General features: G+C 54.5%; 10 protein-coding genes and 1 pseudogene. 3 read left to right on the top strand and 8 right to left on the bottom strand.

Annotation, left to right across the window (positions count from 1 at the left end; genetic code table 11):
* Positions 1-7: 7 nt before the first annotated feature.
* From AC3G2T_RS24250 to AC3G2T_RS24230, 5 genes and pseudogenes are all read right to left on the bottom strand, one after another.
* The gene (locus AC3G2T_RS24250) at positions 8-826 is read right to left on the bottom strand and encodes a polysaccharide deacetylase family protein (RefSeq protein ID WP_488437191.1); all 819 of its coding nucleotides are present in this window, start codon (positions 824-826) and stop codon (positions 8-10) included.
* A gap of 198 nt (positions 827-1,024) precedes the next feature.
* Positions 1,025-1,825 (bottom strand): annotated as a pseudogene (locus tag AC3G2T_RS24245) (extracellular solute-binding protein); the annotation flags it as partial.
* A 291-nt stretch (positions 1,826-2,116) separates the two neighbouring features.
* Positions 2,117-3,715 carry an ABC transporter substrate-binding protein gene (locus AC3G2T_RS24240; protein WP_488437190.1) on the bottom strand — a complete coding sequence of 533 codons (1,599 nt, stop codon included), beginning with the start codon at positions 3,713-3,715 and terminating at the stop codon, positions 2,117-2,119.
* Positions 3,716-3,769: 54 nt separating this feature from the next.
* Positions 3,770-4,654: a carbohydrate ABC transporter permease gene (locus AC3G2T_RS24235; protein ID WP_488437189.1), complete on the bottom strand. Its 885-nt coding sequence runs from the start codon at positions 4,652-4,654 to the stop codon at positions 3,770-3,772.
* Between the two features lie 12 nt (positions 4,655-4,666).
* Entirely contained in the window at positions 4,667-5,593 is a 927-nt protein-coding gene (locus AC3G2T_RS24230; protein WP_474683284.1) for an ABC transporter permease, read from the bottom strand.
* Between the two features lie 207 nt (positions 5,594-5,800).
* Between AC3G2T_RS24230 and AC3G2T_RS24225 the strand changes: the two genes are divergently transcribed.
* Positions 5,801-7,402: a response regulator gene (locus AC3G2T_RS24225; protein WP_488437188.1), complete on the top strand. Its 1,602-nt coding sequence runs from the start codon at positions 5,801-5,803 to the stop codon at positions 7,400-7,402.
* Positions 7,399-9,210, top strand: a complete 1,812-nt coding sequence (locus AC3G2T_RS24220; protein ID WP_488437187.1) for a cache domain-containing sensor histidine kinase — start codon at positions 7,399-7,401, stop codon at positions 9,208-9,210. Before AC3G2T_RS24225 ends, AC3G2T_RS24220 begins: the two co-directional genes overlap by 4 nt.
* A 698-nt stretch (positions 9,211-9,908) precedes the next feature.
* Here AC3G2T_RS24220 and AC3G2T_RS24215 read toward each other — a convergent pair.
* Together AC3G2T_RS24215 and AC3G2T_RS24210 are read right to left on the bottom strand one after the other, a co-directional pair.
* Positions 9,909-10,877 (bottom strand): Ig-like domain-containing protein, encoded by a 969-nt coding sequence (locus AC3G2T_RS24215; protein WP_488437186.1) that lies wholly within the window; start codon positions 10,875-10,877, stop codon positions 9,909-9,911.
* 21 nt (positions 10,878-10,898) lie between these two features.
* Positions 10,899-14,543, bottom strand: coding sequence for a glycosyl hydrolase 53 family protein (locus AC3G2T_RS24210; RefSeq protein ID WP_488437185.1), 3,645 nt, complete (start codon positions 14,541-14,543; stop codon positions 10,899-10,901).
* A 247-nt stretch (positions 14,544-14,790) separates the two neighbouring features.
* Between AC3G2T_RS24210 and AC3G2T_RS24205 the strand changes: the two genes are divergently transcribed.
* On the top strand, positions 14,791-15,846 hold the full coding sequence (locus AC3G2T_RS24205; RefSeq protein WP_488437184.1) for a glycoside hydrolase family 53 protein: 1,056 nt from the start codon (positions 14,791-14,793) through the stop codon (positions 15,844-15,846).
* A 1,020-nt stretch (positions 15,847-16,866) separates the two neighbouring features.
* Here AC3G2T_RS24205 and AC3G2T_RS24200 read toward each other — a convergent pair.
* Positions 16,867-17,886: an S-layer homology domain-containing protein gene (locus tag AC3G2T_RS24200; RefSeq protein WP_488437183.1), complete on the bottom strand. Its 1,020-nt coding sequence runs from the start codon at positions 17,884-17,886 to the stop codon at positions 16,867-16,869.
* Between the last annotated feature and the right edge of the window lie 263 nt (positions 17,887-18,149).

The raw sequence follows: 18,149 nt of genomic DNA, 5'->3' as shown, positions 1-18,149 counted from the left end.
CTATTCGTTAAGTTTGTACCGGTATTGCCGTAAGTCTTGTTTGACTGCCGCCCTTCACTTCCATAATATGTTGATCGACGCTGAGCCATACGGATGACGAGGACGGATTGTACACAAAATCCTGTGCAGCCGAAAACTTAAGCCGATGAAACGCTTGAAAGTAATCCACGATTTCCATGTTCGTCGCGTACCAAATATCGTCTCTGCCGCCGGCAAGCTCGCAAAATTGCTCAATCAGCTCCCAGTTGTTGTCCGTATCGAATTCATAGCTGTGCCCCCATACGTACATTAAATACAGATACTGCTGTTTGTGCAGAGCTATGAAGCTTTCGGCAAGCGGCAGCAGGTTGTCTTTATGGTGACAGGTCGGCTTCCACTCCAGCCAATCGTCGGGAATGCCAAAGTCTTTCGTCGTTTGCACGACTCGGGCGTATTCGATTCCGAGGTGCGGGAGCATGTCTTTGATTTGCTTGTTGAACGAACCGTTCGGATAAGACATGCCTCTCACCGTATATCCGAAAGTTTGCTCCAGTCTTTTGCGGTCTTCCATGATTTCATGGACGAGCTGCTCTTTGGGGCAGCGCGCAATGGTCGGATGGGTCAGCGTATGGGCGGAAACCTCGTGCCCCTGATACAGCGAAGGAGCCTCGGCCTCCGTGAGGCGGTCGCCTTCGCCGAACATCCCCGAATTCAAGTGGAACGTCCCCTTGATCCCGTTCCGGTTAAATATGCCGACCAGCCTCCGGTCGGCCGCTCTGCCGTCATCGTAGCTCATCGTAAGCGCTTTATGTTTTCCGTTCGGATAACATAACAATATTTTGGGCATCTCGCACCGCCTCATTTCTTATTAAAAAGATTGCTTCTCCTGCAAATTATTCCATTGATTCGGCTTTCGCGCAAGACCGGATTGCCGAATAGTGCAGGGATGCGGGCTTTCGCATGATGGCAAAAGCCCCCGCACCCCGCCTGTTCTTAGGGGAACAGGGGAGCAGGGGTAAGCCGTATGCTTCATACCGTGGTGGCTTTATTTAGAACTTTTGTTTTTCTCCAAAATGGCGTTTGCGTCTTTGCGGAACTTGGTCGCCGCCTCTTCGACGGATATTTTTTTGTACAAGATTTGCTCCCCTGCGGCTTTTAGCAGTTTCTCGACTTCAATCGAGCCTACGGGGCTCGGAGGGTCCATCGGGCTGCTGTTTTGCTCGGTCCAGGCGACATAATCAAAGATTTTCACTTCATTGGCGCTTAAAAGCGGTTTGAGCGCGTCCTTCACTTTCGAAGATACCGGTACGCCCCGGTCGCCTTTGATCAATTTGTTCGCTTCGATATCGTTGACGAAGAAGCTGATGAATTTGGCTGCTTCCTCCTTTTGCTTCGAACTGTTTGTCACGGAGAAATACATGCTCGGCTTCAGGTACAGCGCTTTGCTGCCGTTGCGTCCGGGCATCGGGTACAGCTCGAGCGGGCGGTCCTTGATGAGGTTGGCAACCGCCAGGAACTGGTTGGACCAGCCGTGGCCCGAGACGGCGTGGCCGAGCAGGATTTCATCTTCCTCCGCTACGCCTTTCTTTTGCGATTCCTTGTCGAGCGAGAGCACGTATCCGGCGTCATACCATTTTTGATATCGTTTGAAGAAATCGATAAAAGGCTTGTCATCCGCGTAGCCGAGCGCGGTTCCGTCGGCATTGTACATTTTTTGATCGAGCGATCTCAAATAATAAGGGAAATAAACTTCGTAGCGCTGCGCAAATCCTCCGACCTGCTTGCCTCCTGCTTTTGCCTTGGCGGCTAACGCCTCAAAATCGTCCCAAGTCCAGTCTTTACCCGGCAGGTCGATATTCAAGCTTCAGGCTGCCGCTGCAAACATCATCGACAACAGCAAGGCGCAGGTGAACGTTTTTTTCATCTCTATTTCCTCCCCTGGTTCTGTTTAAATGCAAACAGATAGCGCTTACATTTTTATTATCCATCTTTTGGGAAGCGTAAAGAATTCAGAAATCGGTTATTTTTGTTAAAAAAACAGTGTTTATTGCGCGAAAAAAAACGGCGGGTGCCGCCCGCGGATCAAACATATCCCGCAAGCGGCACCCGCCGCGCATAAGGTCATAGCCTCAAATTTCTATTTCTTTTGAGCCGCTAAAAACTCGCCGATTTGACGATTGAATTCGTCTACGATTTTTTTGCTTCCCGCATCTTCCAGACGTTTTCTGACGTCTTTGATCTCGGCGTCCGCATCGGATTTCACAACGCCGAAAGTCAGCGGTTTCACGTATTGCGTCAAAATGTTGTTCACGGCCGCAAGCTCGTTTTTCACTTTGCTGTCGTCGAAGTTGAACGCTTGGAGCGGCGCCGTTACAGCTGTTTTGAGCATGTTGTCGCGCAGCTCGTTGTAGTTCGGAATGCCGCCTTCGATCGGGCGGACGAGCTTGTCTTCGCGCCATCCCCAAGGGCATGCGCCCTCAGGAGCATAGTTCGGGCTGTCGGCCAGCAGCTTGATGCTTTTGCCGTCCGCGCCTATGTCATAGTGCTTGCCTTTGATGCCGTAGAACGTCAGGTCGAAATACCGCGGATCGTTGCGGAACAAATCGAGCATCATCAGAGCGCGCTCCGGATTTTTCGAGTTTTTGTTGATCGCAACGCCGTTCTGGATGTACGGCTTCAAATCGACCGGATTGCCGTAGTTGGTGTCTGCCGCAATGACTTTCCAGTCCGGATGTTCTTTGTTCACAGTTGTGTACAAAGAGTTCATTGTGGAGAGGTTGCCGCTGACGATTGCCGCTTTGCCGTTTTTGAACGCGTCGTTGTCGGTCGTTTTGCTGACCATCGCGCTTTTGGACCAGTAGCCTTTGCCCGCCCAATCGGAAGATACTTTGACGCCTTCCGTGAAGAAGTCCGTGTCGTATAAAGAAACCGCCTTCACATCTTTGTCCGAAGCATTGTACCACATGGAGAAGTTGCCGGTGCCGCCGATTTCGAACCAGTTTTTCATCTTGTCCTTAGGCAAGTAGATCGGATAACCAACCCATTGCAAACCGGCTCCGTTGATCGGCAGCAGCCCTTTTTCGCCTTTTGCGACTGGCTCGTAATACTTCGCCATATTGATCGAGCTCGACGCCGCGTCTTTGACGTCCACGTTGTATTTCTCGGCCAGGTCACCGCGGAACAGCGAGATAACGCCCTGAATTTCTTTAAAATTCATCGGCAGCATGTGCACTTTGCCGTTCAGCTTCGACTGCTCCCAAGCTTCCGGGTAAATGCTTGCCGCGGTTTTGGGGGCATATTGTTTCAGCATATCCTGCGTAATTTCCAAAAATCCGCCTTTCGTCGCCTGGGTGTTGTACTGCGCCCAGTTGGCGGTATAAATCAGGTCGAAATCTTCCCCGGATGCGAACAGCAGCGGGTATTTTTGCTGCCAGTCTCCCCAGGACAGGAAGCTGACGTCCACCGTAGCGTTAATGTCCTGCTTCAACATTTTGTTGACTTCGCCGTAGACGAGATCGAAATCTTTGGGCTTGTCCCCGAGCAGATACATTTTCAGCTTCACTTCTTTGGACGTATCGGCTTTTTGGGAGCCTGTCGCGGAAGCCGCAGTCGGCGCCGCGCTGGCCTCCGGCGATTTGCCAGGCTCCGCCGTCTTCGACGACGAGCAGCCGGCCAGGGCAAGCGACAGTGCCATCGGTACAGCAACGAGGCCTTTCCATTTCAAGCTCTTTATCATGTTTGTTTTCCCCTTTCAATTATGTGTATATATGATAAATCGGGCAAGCCGATTTTATCCTTTGACCGCGCCGATCGTAATGCCTTTGACGAAATACCGCTGCACGAACGGGTACAGCAGCACGATCGGGCCTGTCGCTACGAGCGTCATCGCCATTTTGTAGGAATCGGTCGGCATCGTAGGCAAAGAGATTCCCGCTTGCGTCATCGCCGCGCTGACGAAATCGAGCTTGCTCAAAATTTGGTACAGGAAATATTGCAGGTTGTACAGTTTTTCGTTGTCGATGAAAAGCATCGAGTTGAACCAGTCGTTCCAGTAATTCAGCGCGATGAACAGACCGATGGTCGCCAGCGCCGATTGCAGAAGCGGCAAAATAAGCCGCGTGAAAATGGTGAAATCGCCGGCGCCGTCGATTTTGGCGGATTCCTTGATCGCCTCCGGAATCGCGCTGACGAAACTGCGCATGATCAGGATATAGAACACGTTCAGCAGGAGCGGAATAATTAATGCTAGCAGATTATTTTTCAAATGCAAATATTTGACGATCAGAATATACCACGGAACGAGTCCGCCGCTGAACAACGTCGTGAAATAAAAGTAAAACGCGAAATGGTTCCGGTACTTGAAATCCTGGCAGTTCAGCACGTAGGCGGTCATCGCGGTCAATAAGAGCCCGACAGCCGTTCCGACGGCCGTGACGAAGATCGTAACCCCGTAGGCTCTGAACAATTTGCCCGACGACTCGAATAAAATATCGTAGGCGGCCAGCGAGAACGATCGCGGAATGAGCCGGTATCCGTCGGTCACGATCAATTCCTGCGGCGTGAACGAGCCCGTCACCACCATGATAAACGGCAGAATACAGAGAATGGCAAAACTGCCAATGAGCACATAACCGACAAGGTTAAACCATAGTCTGTCTGCTTGTATTTTTCGCATCGGTTTCCCCCCCTAAAATAAAGCGTAATCTTTTTCCACTTTTCGCACGATGGTATTGACTGTCATAATGATGATGAACGAGATGACGGATTGATATACGCCTGCAGCAGACGACATCCCGAATTCCTGAATGTTGAGGAGCGAGCGGACGACGAACGTGTCGATCACATCCGTTGCGTCAAAAACGAGCCCGTTGTCGCCGACAACCTGGAAGAACAGCTGGAAGTCTCCTCTGACGATATTGCCGACCGAAAGCAGCAGCAAAATAATGATCGTCGGCACAAGCGCAGGCAGCGTAATAAGGCGGATGCGTTGAAAAATGTTCGCGCCGTCAATCTCGGCGGCTTCGTACGTCTCATTGTCGATGTTCATAATCGCCGCCAGGTAAAAGACGGTGCCGTATCCGACGGATTTCCACGCTGAGAAGAAGATCAGAATAAACACCCAGGCCGTCGGGTTCGAGTACACGTCGATCGGTTCCATGCCGATGGATTTGAGAAACGTGTTCACCGAGCCGAATTCGTAGTTGAAGAAGTTGTAGACAAACGCGCCTACCACAACCCACGAGATGAAGTAAGGCAAAAATACGGCCGACTGCAGCAATTTGCGGAGGCGCTTGCCGGCCATCTCCGCGAGAATAATCGCAAACAAAATCTCCAGCCCGTTGTTGATGATGATAAAGGCCGTATTATACAAAACCGTGTTGATCGTCACCCGGTAAAGCTGGCCCGATTCGAAAAAGTACTTGAAATTGTCCAGCCCGACCCAGGGGCTGCCGAAAATGCCTTCCGTGTAGTTATACTGTTTAAATGCAATGACAATCCCCGCCATCGGCAGGTACGCCATGACAAAGAAAAACAGGACAGCGGGCAAAATCATCAAAAACTTCACTTTGTTTTTGCGTATTTCTCCGAAAAATCCCCGTCCGATTGCGTTCATCCTTATTGTCCCCTCTTTCTGGCTGTCTGTGCTTTTCATAGTTCTATCATAGGGCTGCGGGAACGCGAAAAAAATAGAATAAAACTATAAAAGTAAGGAATATTCAACACGGTTTGCCGGACGCACACGGGCTTGATTTAACAAGAACCAGCCTATATGATGAATACCATCATCTGAAATTTTCTGCAGTTTTAGGGGGCATCACCGTTGTTAAAATTACTTATTGTCGATGATGAAAAGATGACTCGTGACGGGCTTATGCATTTCATTCCTTGGCGCGAGCTCGGCATCGATATGGTCAAAGACGCCGAGGACGGCCTGCAAGCGCTCCAGCTCAGCATGCAGTACAAGCCCGACATCGTGCTTACCGATGTGAAGATGCCGCGGATGGACGGCATTCAGTTCGCGACGAAGCTTAGAGAGGCGCTTCCTCATTGCAAAATCATCTTTTTGAGCAGCTACGCGGACAAAGCGTATTTAAAATCGGCGATACAACTGCAAGCGCTTGATTATTTGGAAAAGCCGGTCAACCTGGAAGAGATCAAAAAGCATATCCGCGAAGCCGCAGCGCTGCTGCAGGAAGAGCAGTCCCGCCGCTTGAAGGAATCGACGATGGAGCACAAGCTGAGCATGAGCATGACTTTGCTCCGGGAGGAGTTCGCCCTGCAGCTCGCCAGCAAGCCGCTCACCCCGGAGGAACTGGCCGAAGCCCTGCTGCTCACCGGCAAGGACATTCCGCCCGGTGCGGCACTCACCTCGGTCGTCGTCAAGCTGCTCGGGCTGGAGGACGCCGCCCTGCACCTGCTTCAGGCCAGCAAGAAGACGCTCTTCGAGCGGATCGAAGCGGTGTGCGCGGACTACGAGCTGGAATGCTTTTGCGGCTTCAAGGACTTGCAGCATATCGTCATTCACGCGTACAGCAAGCGGCTGGCCGACGCCAACCAGCTCGTCATTCCGCTGGGCCGCATCCGCGGAGAGCTGCAGGCCTTGTTGAACGAACCCGTGAAGACGTTCATCGGGATCGGGCAAATCGTATACCGCGCCCACCGCGCGCTGGAGTCTTACCAAACGGCGATCGTCGCGGTGCAGCGCCAATTTTTTCTGGGCTACAACCAGGTGACCGTTTACCGCGAGTTTGAATCGCACAAGCGCTCCCACCCGCTCGACGATCACTGGATCGAACAGTTCTCCGCCCACCTTGCGGCCGAGCAGAAGGAACAGGCGATGTCCGTTGTCAAGCAGGCAGCCGGAGAAATCGCCGACAACGAAGACACGCTGGTCAACAGCGCCAAAAACTTTTTCTTCAAAATGCTGTTGGCCATTTACCGGGCAGGGGACAAAAAAAATGTGCCGCTGTCGGAGGAGGGCGCCGGGGAGCAGTTTTTGTGGAACATCATCGTCCAGCTCCATACGTTGGCTGAGGTAGAGCAGTACGTCTTGGGCAAGCTGGAGCGGTTTTTCGGGTATTTGGAGCAAAGAGAACAGGGCGGCTCCATCGCGCTCAGCATTCAAAAGCATGTGCTCAAACATGTCGACGAGCCGGATTTGTCGATTAAATCGATTTCCGATGCGCTGTATTTGACGCCGAACTATTTGAGCCTGCAATTTAAAAAAGAGACGGGCTCGACCATCAACCAGTATATAACCGAATTGCGCATCGAGCGGGCGCAGGAGCTGCTGCGCGACCGCAAGCGCAAGCTTTATGAAATCGCCGCCCTCGTCGGCTTCCAGGATGCCAATTATTTTGCCAAAACGTTCAAAAAACTGACGGGTATGACGCCGACGGAATATAAGGAGAAATACTCATGAGCATGTGGCAGCTGCTGCGCAACTTGAAGCTCAAGCAAAAATTGATGATTTTCAATTCGCTGCTCATCATGATCACGCTCAGCATTTTATCCTATATGTCCTACAAGCAAAGCTCGGAAACCGTCAATTCGGAAGTGCTGTTCTCGACCAAACAGGTGCTGGAGCAAACCGATTCGTTCCTCAACTACAAGTTAGGCAAAATTATCGAAATTTCCGACAGCATCGTAGTCGACAGCCATATGAACGACATGCTGTCGCGCCCGGTCGCGACGTATACGCTATCCGATCAGCTGCGCGATTTTCAGAACTTGTCGCTGAATCTTTCCTCCTTTCAAAAGGTGGACGATATCGTCAAAATCCGGCTTTTTATTAAAGACGGGCTGATTTATTCGAACGAGCAGACGATGTTTTATCCGATCAGCTTGTTTGCCGGCTCCCCGACGGAACAGCTGCTTAAACAAGCTACGGGCAAAATGAAGTGGATTTCCGACGAGGAAGCGGTTCCGGCGCTCCGAGATCCCGAGCAGAAAGCGATTCATTCGATCCGCTACATCAAAAATTTCAGCGCCCTGGACGACAATGTCGGCGTGCTGAGCATCGATATCCGCGAGGAAATGCTGAAAGATATCGTGAAACGGGCGAATACGACGCAAAATGGGGTCGCTTATTTGCAAAATTCCAGCGGCTCCATAATCGTCAGCTCCAACGAGCGGCAGTTGAAGCGGTGGCTGCTCGAAGCCCCCGTCACCCAAAGCATCGCCAATCAGGACGACCCTTGGCAGACGCTGACCCGCAGCGGCGAGAGCGTGCTCGTCGGGGCGAAAACGATCAAAGGCACCGACTGGCAGCTCGTCACCGTCGTTCCCCTGGAAGAGATGTACTCGACCAGCAAGAAGCTGCGGCAGCAGACGATCATCGTCATGTCCGTGCTGGTCATAGTAGCCAACATTTGTTTGTATTTCATCTCCAGTTCCATTACGAACCGCATCGGCATCGTGATCCGCAAAATGCGCAAAGTGCAGAGCGGCGAGCTGGACACCGTCAAAGTGGAGACGACCCGCGACGAGGTCGGGGAGCTTGTGGAGAACTTCAACTTTATGGTCGGGCGGATGAAGTTTTTTATAAGCGAGCAGTACAAGCTGGGGCAGGAGGCGAAAAATGCCGAGCTGAAGGCGCTGCAGTCGCAAATCAATCCGCACTTTTTGTACAACACGCTCGATTTGATCAATTGGACGGCGATCCGCCACAACGTGCCCGATATTCCGGAAATTGTGCAGGCGCTCAGCCAGTTTTACAAAATCAGCCTGAACAAGGGCGACGAGATCATTTCGGTGGAAAACGAGCTGAAGCACGTGCAGCTTTACGTCGAGATTCAAAACAAGCGCTACGGCAACGCGATTACGTTCCACATTGATGTCGACGAAAGCTTGTACGACTGCACGATGCTCAAGATCACGCTACAGCCTATCGTGGAAAACGCCATTTTGCACGGGATTATGGAGGGCGATTCACGGCATGGGGAAATTGTCATCCACTCCTATACGGACAATGGGGATATGGTGCTGTGCGTCGAGGACAATGGCGTCGGCATGCCGGACGAGCTTGTGAGCCGCCTGAACGCGAACGATGTTCACGATAAAAAAGACGGCTACGGCATCAAAAACATTAACCGCCGCATTAAGCTGTACTACGGCGAGCAATACGGCCTCCATTACCGCAGCAGCCCGGGCCAAGGCACAACCGTCGAGATTCGGCTGCCGATCATGCCGCTCGCCCAAGACGAGGCGCAAGCGATGCCGGTGAAATAAAAGGATCGCCCCTGGCTTGGCAGCTAAGGGGCGATCCTTTTGCCGGAGCAAGAAGCGGCTCAGGCATTTCCCGCAAGTGGCGGGAAAACAGCTTAGCAAGCTGTTCCTCAACTCCACTTTAGCAGTGGTTTGGAGGCTGACCAACTGTTGCCCCCCGCGCCGCACCACGCCACACCTGAGCCGATAGCCATAATCTGTCAGGGGGTGGTGGCGGGTGCGAAGAAAACCTGCAAAAATACATGAATTTGTGCCCTTGATGCGCTGGCCGCGAACAATTCCTGCAATTGTGCAGGCTTTTCGCCGCACACAGGGGCTCAGGTTCATTATCGCCGAAAATTCCTGCACTTTCGCAGGTTTTTCGCCAAAATGAACCATTTCCGCAGAAAAAAACTGCACTTTTGCAGGTTTTCTCCTGTCCTGTCTTGCCAAACCGGCTCTTGATCGCACGGCATGCAGCGCAACACCACGCTCAGCTCCCTGCGCGTGGTGTTGCGCTGCATTATGGCGGTCGGTCGAGGCGTTATCCGCGCCAGGAGAAGCGCGCGCGTTAGGACGCGGTTACTTTAAGCGCGTCCTCTAGTTCCTCCAAGCCCAGCAGAGTGCCGCCGCTTTCCCGGGCAGACTGAAGCCTCCAACCCCGCTTTAACAGTGGGTTTGGAGGCTTCTTCGCTTGGCTTATTTTCGCATCCGTGCGATGCTTACGGATTGCGGATTTTGCGGGCGATCAGTTGGATGTCCGCCGCATCGACTGTTCCGTCGTTGTTCACATCGGCCGCTTTGGCCTGGGCCCAGCCGGCATTGTCCGAACGGAAGCCTTTATAGTACACGGCTACTGCAAGGTCGCCGACGTTCATGGCTTGATCGTTGTTTACATCGATCGATTTGTACGTCACGGTAATCGATGCTGTTGCAGGAACGTCCGTGCCCTGCACCGAACCGCGCACTTCAAAGCTGCCCGGCTGTTGAAGCTTGGCCGGATCGACCGGCTCCCAGACGACCGGGAGGCTTTTGGCCGTTTTGTCGCTGTACACGGCGGTGACGACGGTCGGCAATAGCGGCAAATCATGGACGATGGAGGTGACCTGAACCGGAGTGATCGCAGCGACCACAGGCGCCTCCGCGGAGATGTCCCCGACTTTGACCAGCGCGACATCGTCCAGCACGCCCCACAGTTCGCCGGGGGACTGGATTCTCATCCCGATTGTCACTTTGCCGCCGGTTACTTTGAAATTCGCGATGGCCGGCTCGGACCAGTGTCCCCATCCGGTATTCGCAAAGTTTTGCGTCAGCTCGATATCTCCGTAATCTTTGGCAAAAATTTGCGACAGGCTGGCCCCTGCGTTGCCCTGCACCGCCGCCGTCAGCGTATAAATGCCGTCAGGCACGCCGTACACCGTTTGCGTAACGGAAAAAGAAAAGCCGGTTCCTTTGTAATATTTCAAATATTTGGAACCTGTGTGCGCATTGCCCGATCCTTCATCACTTACGGATACGGCGGACGCATCGCCTGCAACTTCCCAAGGGTCCGGGCTCCACCCGGCTTCAAAGCCGGGGTTTTGCACGAGGTTGGCCGGGGCATCGGCCAAAGCCGCCGAGCCCGGCATGAAGGCGGAGAACAGCAGGCTTGCGAACAATGCCGCTGCGCCGATCATTTTATGAACCTGCACGATGGTTTCCTCCTCTTCGTTTTATTGGTGCATAGCGCGGTATATGAGAACCGCCGCTTCCGCTCTTGTTGCCGCGTCCTGCGGCGCTATCCGGTCACCGCCGCCTTGCACGATGCCCTGCCGCAGCAATTCGGCTATCGGCGCCTCGGCATACGCGGAGATCGATGAGCGATCTTCGAATTTGCTTAAAACGGCGGCATCGGATGTTCCGGCCTGCACGGCTCTAGCCGCATGAAGCGCTCTCTGCGTCAGCGTCATCATGTCCTGCCGCGTAATAAGCTCACCGGGATGAAATGCGTTATCGCCCGCCCCGCCGGCGATTCCGAGTTTTTTGGCGATGCTGACGGCCTCAAAGTAGTAATCGGCTTGGCGCACGTCGCTGAAATTGGCGTCCGCTTTCGCCGAAAGACCGAGCGCGCAGACGAGCATCATGAGGAAATCCGCCCGGGTTACTTGCGCTTGCGGAGAGAAACTCTGCGCGCCCGTGCCTGTGACGACGCCTTTGGACGCGAGAACGTCGATCGCCGGTCTTGCCCATTGTACGCTATCCAGATCGGCGAAAGTTTGGCGGACGTGTGCCACGGTGTAAAGACTGAAATGAGCTGTCGTAAATGAGATTTCCTGCGTTTTGGGGTTGTATCTCGCATTCGGCACGGGAACCGCCTCGCCGTCTGCGTTCAAATACCGGACGACCAGATGTTCCGTGCTGCCGGCTTCCTCAGCGCTCGGCTTATACGGAAGCGACACGGCAACCGGCGCATCAGGATTGTGCCACGGGACGATTTTCCCGTCCGCGGACAGCAGCGTCAGCTCCCATACGGGCTTGCCGCCGAATTTTGCAGCGTCCGCAAGGCCGATCCGGACGGTGACATTGCCGCTTCCGACGCCGGCTCCTTGGAGCATGCTGCCCGGCAAGGTCATCCTGCCGAGCGGAGTTGCCAGCTCGACCGATACGTCGGCTGCGGCCGACGTCAACAGCTCCGCAGGAAGTTCCTGCGCGTATGTCTGTGCGCCCTCCGCTTGGGAAATTTCCAGCGCAATACGCTTCTTGCCGCTGACGCTCTTGGCTTCGCTCAGCAGCTGCTTCATCGTTTCGCGGTCCAGTGACGCGGCCGCTTTCTTTTGAACGGCGTCATACACCGCCGTTTGCTTCAGCTTGATCGAGCCGTCGGCGCGTCGCTCCGGCTTATCCGAACTCGCCGAGCCGCCGCTACTGCTGCTTCCAGCGCTACCGCTACTGCCGTCGTTGTTACCGTTGCTGCCATTGTCGCTACCGTTACCACCGCTATTGCCACCGCTGCCTCCATTGCTGCCGCCGTCCCCCGGGGAACCTCCGGTATCCCCGCTCTTTGCGGTGACCAGCGCGCTTCCGAGCGCGGCCGGCACGATGACGAGCCCTTGAGGGGCCGTGCCCCACTCCGCGTGCCCGATGGCAATTTTGCCCGCTCCCTCCGCTTTCGCCTTAAAAGTGAGCTTCGCCACATTCGCAGGCTCCGCGAGCCCGCTGCCGGACGCCGCCAACAGCTTGATCACGCCCGGCGTGCTGCTGTCGATGTCGACAAGCGATGTGCCCTCGGCCGCAGCTTCCGCCTTCACGAATTCGAACCGGTCGCTGTCGTAGTTGATCGTCAGATCCTGTGCGTACACCTTGTAGGCCAGGCCGCTGACGCCGGCTTGCACCGTAAATTCGGCACCCGGCGTCACCTGGGCCGGTGCCGTCAAAGCTGCCGCCGAATGGTCCGTCACAAGGACAAAATCGTCGATATTGCCCCAATTTCCCGTCTCGGCATCAGCCTCGATACCGATCGTGATTTGCCCGTTCGTAACCTCGATTCCGGACAAAACAGGCTCCTGCCAATCGTGCCATTTCGTATTGTGAATGTCCGCCGTCATCGTCGAGCCGCCGAAGTCCGAGGCGAACAGGCGCATGCTTTTTTCCCCGCCGCCGCCCTGCGTTCTGGCGCTCAACGTGTAAGTTCCGTTCTTCAAGCCCGTAATCGTCTGCGAGACGGTAAATTGAAATGCTTGATCGGCATAGTAATGAACGGAGTAATCGCCGCTGTGGGCGTTGGACGGCTCGTTCTTCACTCTGAATTTGGACGTATCTCCGGCAATCGTCCAACCGTCAAAATTCCCCGTTTCAAAGCCGGGATTGCTCACATAGTTGGTTAAGCCTTCTACCGTGACGATGGCAGACGCTTTTTCGGAAACACCCGCAATCGTTCCGTACACGGTGAAAGTTCCCGGCTTGTTCAGCAGCTCCGCATCTACGGCTTCCCATTCGACGGGAAGCTTCCTGACCGAGTCGTCCGAATAATCGGCTTTTACCGTCAGCGGAAGCGCTGCGGAGGAGCCTACAGTCACGGTCATATTCACCGGGCGAAGCCCTGTTAACACAGGCGGAACGACTGCGCCGCCGGCGGAAACGCGGTTGAACACGTCCAGAGAAAGCAAAACGTTGCCCTGAAAATCGAACATCGCCTGGTTTTCCCAGCCGCTGTCCGCTCCTTCCGTCCAGCCCGCACCCTTCACCGGAATCCAGTCCGGCTCCCAATAAAAAACGCCGAGTCCTTTGCCGCCAGGCACCTGCGCCACAACGTTCATGACGTCGCGGACGGCCGAGGCTTGTCCCTGCACAGTAGCTTTGTAGCCGCCGGTATTTTCCTCGTTTTCGCCAAAATTGTTGTTCTGGCTGTCGGCATTGTCCAGCGTGTACGCGTAAGCCGTTTCGGCGACAAGCACTTCCTTGTTGTACGTGGCGCTAATGTCGTTCATGTTTTTTTGCAGCTGCTCCATCGTTCCGTGCCAATAAGGATAAAAAGAAAACCCGATGACGTCATAATCGACATTTCTTTGCTTCAACTGGTCGAAGACCCGGTGGTACAGCTCATTGTCCCCGCCGTCGGCGAGATGGATCATGATTTTGATCTTCCGGTCGGCATCGTTCCGGTTCGGATCGTTGTCCCGCACCGCTTTCGCCCCCTGCTCCAGCAAGCGGGCAAAACCGTCATAGCCGCCGATCGTTTCGCCGGCATTTTGCCGCCACGTCTTCCCGTCCGGCCAAATCATGCCGCCGTTCGTCTCATTGCCGATCTGGACCATGTCCGGCGCCGCATTTTGCGCGGTGAGATCGCTCATCACCTGATTCGTATAATCGTATACGGCCTGCTCTAGAACCTTTCCCGACAAATCCCTCCACGCATATGGCTTGTACTGCTTGCCGGGATCAGCCCAATAATCGCTGTAATGGAAATCGAGCAGCACCTTGAGGCCCAGTTCTTTCGCTCTTTTGGCAAGCGCTATGGTCGTCGCTTCGTCGTTGCGGCCTCCGGCCGGCGTGATCGCCTCCCCGCCCCCGCTATCGATGCGGACGGCGTCATCCGGATTGTTCCAAATGCGCAGGCGAACCCAGTTCACCCCATGGTCTTTGAAAATTTGCAAAGCGTCTTTGCGCACGCCGTTGTCGTAATAGACGCCCCCGTGATCCTCAATCTGCTTTAACATCGAAATATCCGCACCCTTGATAAAATCAGGGCTGATCCCCGGGATCGGATTCACCCGGATCGGCGTCTCCGGCTGAACCGCGGCATATGAACCGGGAACCGGCATCGCCTGGAACAAAGCCGCCGCCATCAGCACAATGGCCAGCCTCTTTCTGATTTTCACGATCTTCTCCTCCTTTTTGTCGGCTTTGTGCAAACTCCCCCTCATTGTAAGCGCTTCATGACAGAATTCAATCCATTTCGGCGAAGTGGATAGTATTTTCCCTGATATTATAGTTTTCTACGGTTTTATCTCTCCAGGAAAAAAGTAGGATGTATACTATCCCGGTCGCGGAAAGGAGGCTCACAGTTTTGCAAGCGCTTGCGGTTTGGATATGAATTGCATTTGAACAAAATGGAGGAGAATCGCAATGTTGAGAAAAAGCTTTCGTCTCATGTTCATCTGGGCCATTTGCCTGACTTTGCTTGCGGCTGGTTCGGGGAACTTCGCCGGGCCGGCCCGTGTGGAGGCGGCTGCCGCCTTCGCAAAAGGCGCGGACATCAGCTGGGTTCCGGGCATGGAAGCCCAAGGTTACGTATGGAAGGATAAAAAAGGCGTCCAGCGCGACATTTTACAAATTTTGAAAGATGACTACCAAATCAATTCCGTCCGCATCCGCGTGTTCGTCAATCCGTCGTCCGATTATGGCAACGGTTACATGAACAAGGAACGGGCCGCCCTGCTCGCCGAGCGCGCCAAAAAGCTGGGATTCCGGATCATGCTGACCCTGCACTACAGCGACACCTGGGCGGACCCCGGAGCGCAGAGCAAACCTGCCGCCTGGAAAAATTTCACGTTTCAGCAGTTGATGGACAACGTGTACAGCTATACCCGCGATGTGATGTTCGCGATGCAAGCCAAAGGCGTCACGCCGGAATGGGTGCAGGTGGGCAACGAAACGAATGACGGGATGCTGTGGGAGGACGGCAGAGCGTCCAAAAACATGAAAAATTACGCATGGCTGGTCAACACCGGCCACAATGCGGTAAAATCCGTCAGCAGCTCGACGAAAACGGTCGTCCATCTGGCGAACGGCGCCGACAACGCCGTCTTTCAGTGGAACATCAGCGGGCTTATCAACAATGGCGCCAACTTTGACGTGATCGCGATGTCACTTTATCCTTCTTACAGCGACTGGTCGACCCAAACTAGCAAGACGCTGACGACCATGAACGACATGATTGCCAAATTCGGCAAAGAAATCATGGTCTCCGAAATCGGCATGAGCTACGACCGTCCCGCCGAGGCCAAAAGCTTTGTCGCCGATATGGTCAGCAAAACGAAATCGCTGCCAAACGGCAAAGGGCTGGGCGTCTTTTACTGGGAACCGGAAGCGTTCCCGAATTACAACGGCGGCTACAAATTGGGCGCATGGGGCAGCGACGGCAAGCCGACCGCCGCTCTGGAAGGCTTCCTCCAGAACTGAACGGCAAAAAGACTACTCCGTAGTTTCCCGCTTCGGGTAGTCTTTTTGCACGCTTCTGCTGCCCAAGCGCGAGCGTATCTCGGGCGCTTCGGCTGTACATGCAAGCGTACCCCGAGCGCTTCGACTGCGCGCGAGCGTATCTCAGGCGCTTCGGTGGTACGCGCGAGCGTATCCCCGGCGCGCGTTACGCTGTTGCGAGGCCGTGCTGCGCAAAAACCGGCAAAAGTCAGGCTGTGGAGACAACGTGCATTGGAGAGTCGTAGCCGCTCTTCCCCGACCGATGCCTCTCCTACATCGGATTGGGGAGCTGAAGTGGGGAAACCTGCGAAAAATTGATAAAGTACCGGGTTAGAGGAACAAGAGAGGCACAGTCAGCTACTCTTCCCCTATCGATGTCTCTCCTACATTGGTTTGGGAGCTGAAGTGGGAAAACCTGCGAAAAAATGATAAAGTGCCGGGTTAGAGGAACCGTAGGGCACAGCCAGCCACTCTTCCCCGACCTATGCCTCTCCTACACGGATTGGGGAGTTGAAGTGGGGGACAAGGCGGCTTGGCAAGGAAAAAACCTGCAAAAGTGCAGGCTTCTTCCTTAAAAATGGTTCATTTAAGCGAAAAGCCTGCGGAAGTGCAGGAATTTTCGGAGAAAATGAGTCTGAGCCTATGTTTGCGGCGTAAAGCCTGCACAATTGCAGGAATTTGTCGTGGCTAGCGTATCCATCGGGCAAAAACTGCACTTTTGCAGGTTTTTTGCACTTGGAGTCTGGCGAGCGGAGATACTTTTGTGCATACCGGGTGAATTATGACTGCATATATTGCCGCTTACGCGGCATAATGACTGTCATTTTGCATCCATATACCTTCTACGTGGGTCACCCGCCAGACTCCTAGGCCGCTCACGTTCCGGCTTGGCTGACCGACCGCCGTCATGCAGCGCAGCGCTGGGAGCTGCGCGCGGTGCGAAGGCGCAGCCGGTTTTTGCACCGGTCGGCAACGCCCCAGGGAGCGGAAGCCGGTGCGCGGCTACTTTTTATGATCGAGCAGCGCGATGATCATCGTCACGGCTTCCGCGCGGGTGGCGTTATCGAAAGGCACGAACGCATTGCCGTCACGGCCGTGAACAAGCCCTTCTTTGAAAGCCGACGCAACGTAGGCGTGGGCCCAATCCGGTATTTGATCGGCGTCCGCGAAGGAGGACTTCGCCCCTTCCGGCACCCGGATGCCGGCTGCGCGCATGACCATCACGGCCATTTCGGCGCGGGAAATCAGCTTGTCCGAGCGGAACGTGTTGTCGTCGTAGCCGGCCACAATGCCCGCCGACACCGCTTCCGACACGAATGACTTGCCCCATTCGGGAATGCTGTCCACGTCGGCGAAAGCCAGCGTTACCCCGCCGTTCACCGGAACGTCGACGGCTCTGACCAGCATCGCCGTAAACTCCGCTCTCGTCACTTGCCCTTCCGGACGGAACGTGCCGTCCGCATAGCCGTTCACAATGCCGAGGCCTGCAGCTCGTTCGATGCCGCTCTTTGCCCAATGGCCGGCAATGTCGGCGAACGTGACCGGCTTGTTGCTGACGTGCGGCTTCACATTCAGCTGCACATTCGGCGTGTAGTCGGCTGCCGCCAATTGGCTGTTGACGTTCTTGACGCTCGTCAGCTTGATGGCCGCTTCCCCCTCGCCGATGCTCTCAAACGTCAAAACGGCCAACTCGACCGAGCCGTTTTCGCCCGATTTCGGCCCCACTTTCGTGTGCGCAAAAGTCACTTTACCGTCCTTCACAATCGCCGGAACGGAAAATCCCGTAACCGAGCTGACCGCTTTTTTGAAGCGGAGCTTGCTCGTATCGTATGTTATATTGATTTCATAGCTGTACATATCCTCGATGTGCTCCCCTTTAACCGTGACGCGAATATCGGAACCGGCCTGATCGCCGCTGACCGATAAAGAATACGCGGGACTTTCTGCGGCTGCAATCGCAAACGGCAGCAAAGCGATGCATACAAACAACGTGGTGCAAACAACAAGCAGTCTTTTCAACATGTACTAGTCCGTCCTTTCGAGTGTAAAAGTAAATATACTGCCGGATCAAAATCGCGCGAGGCCCGCTGCGTCCGTCCGATTTGAACACGCTTTCAAAAAGGCCGGTCGGCGCCTGGCCGGCAGCCGTGCGCACAGCTCCCGGTATGCGAATCTCCTCGCGAGTATAGCTCCCCACATGCTAAGCTCCTCGCGAGTGCAGCTCCTTACTTGCCAAGCTCCTCGCATCCGAAGCTCCTTGCGAATGCGGCTCCTTACCTGCGAAG

It is taken from the genome of Paenibacillus sp. sgz302191 (assembly GCF_057749925.1).
Note: the sequence above shows the minus strand (reverse complement) of the source record. Positions and strands in the feature narration are given on the sequence as shown.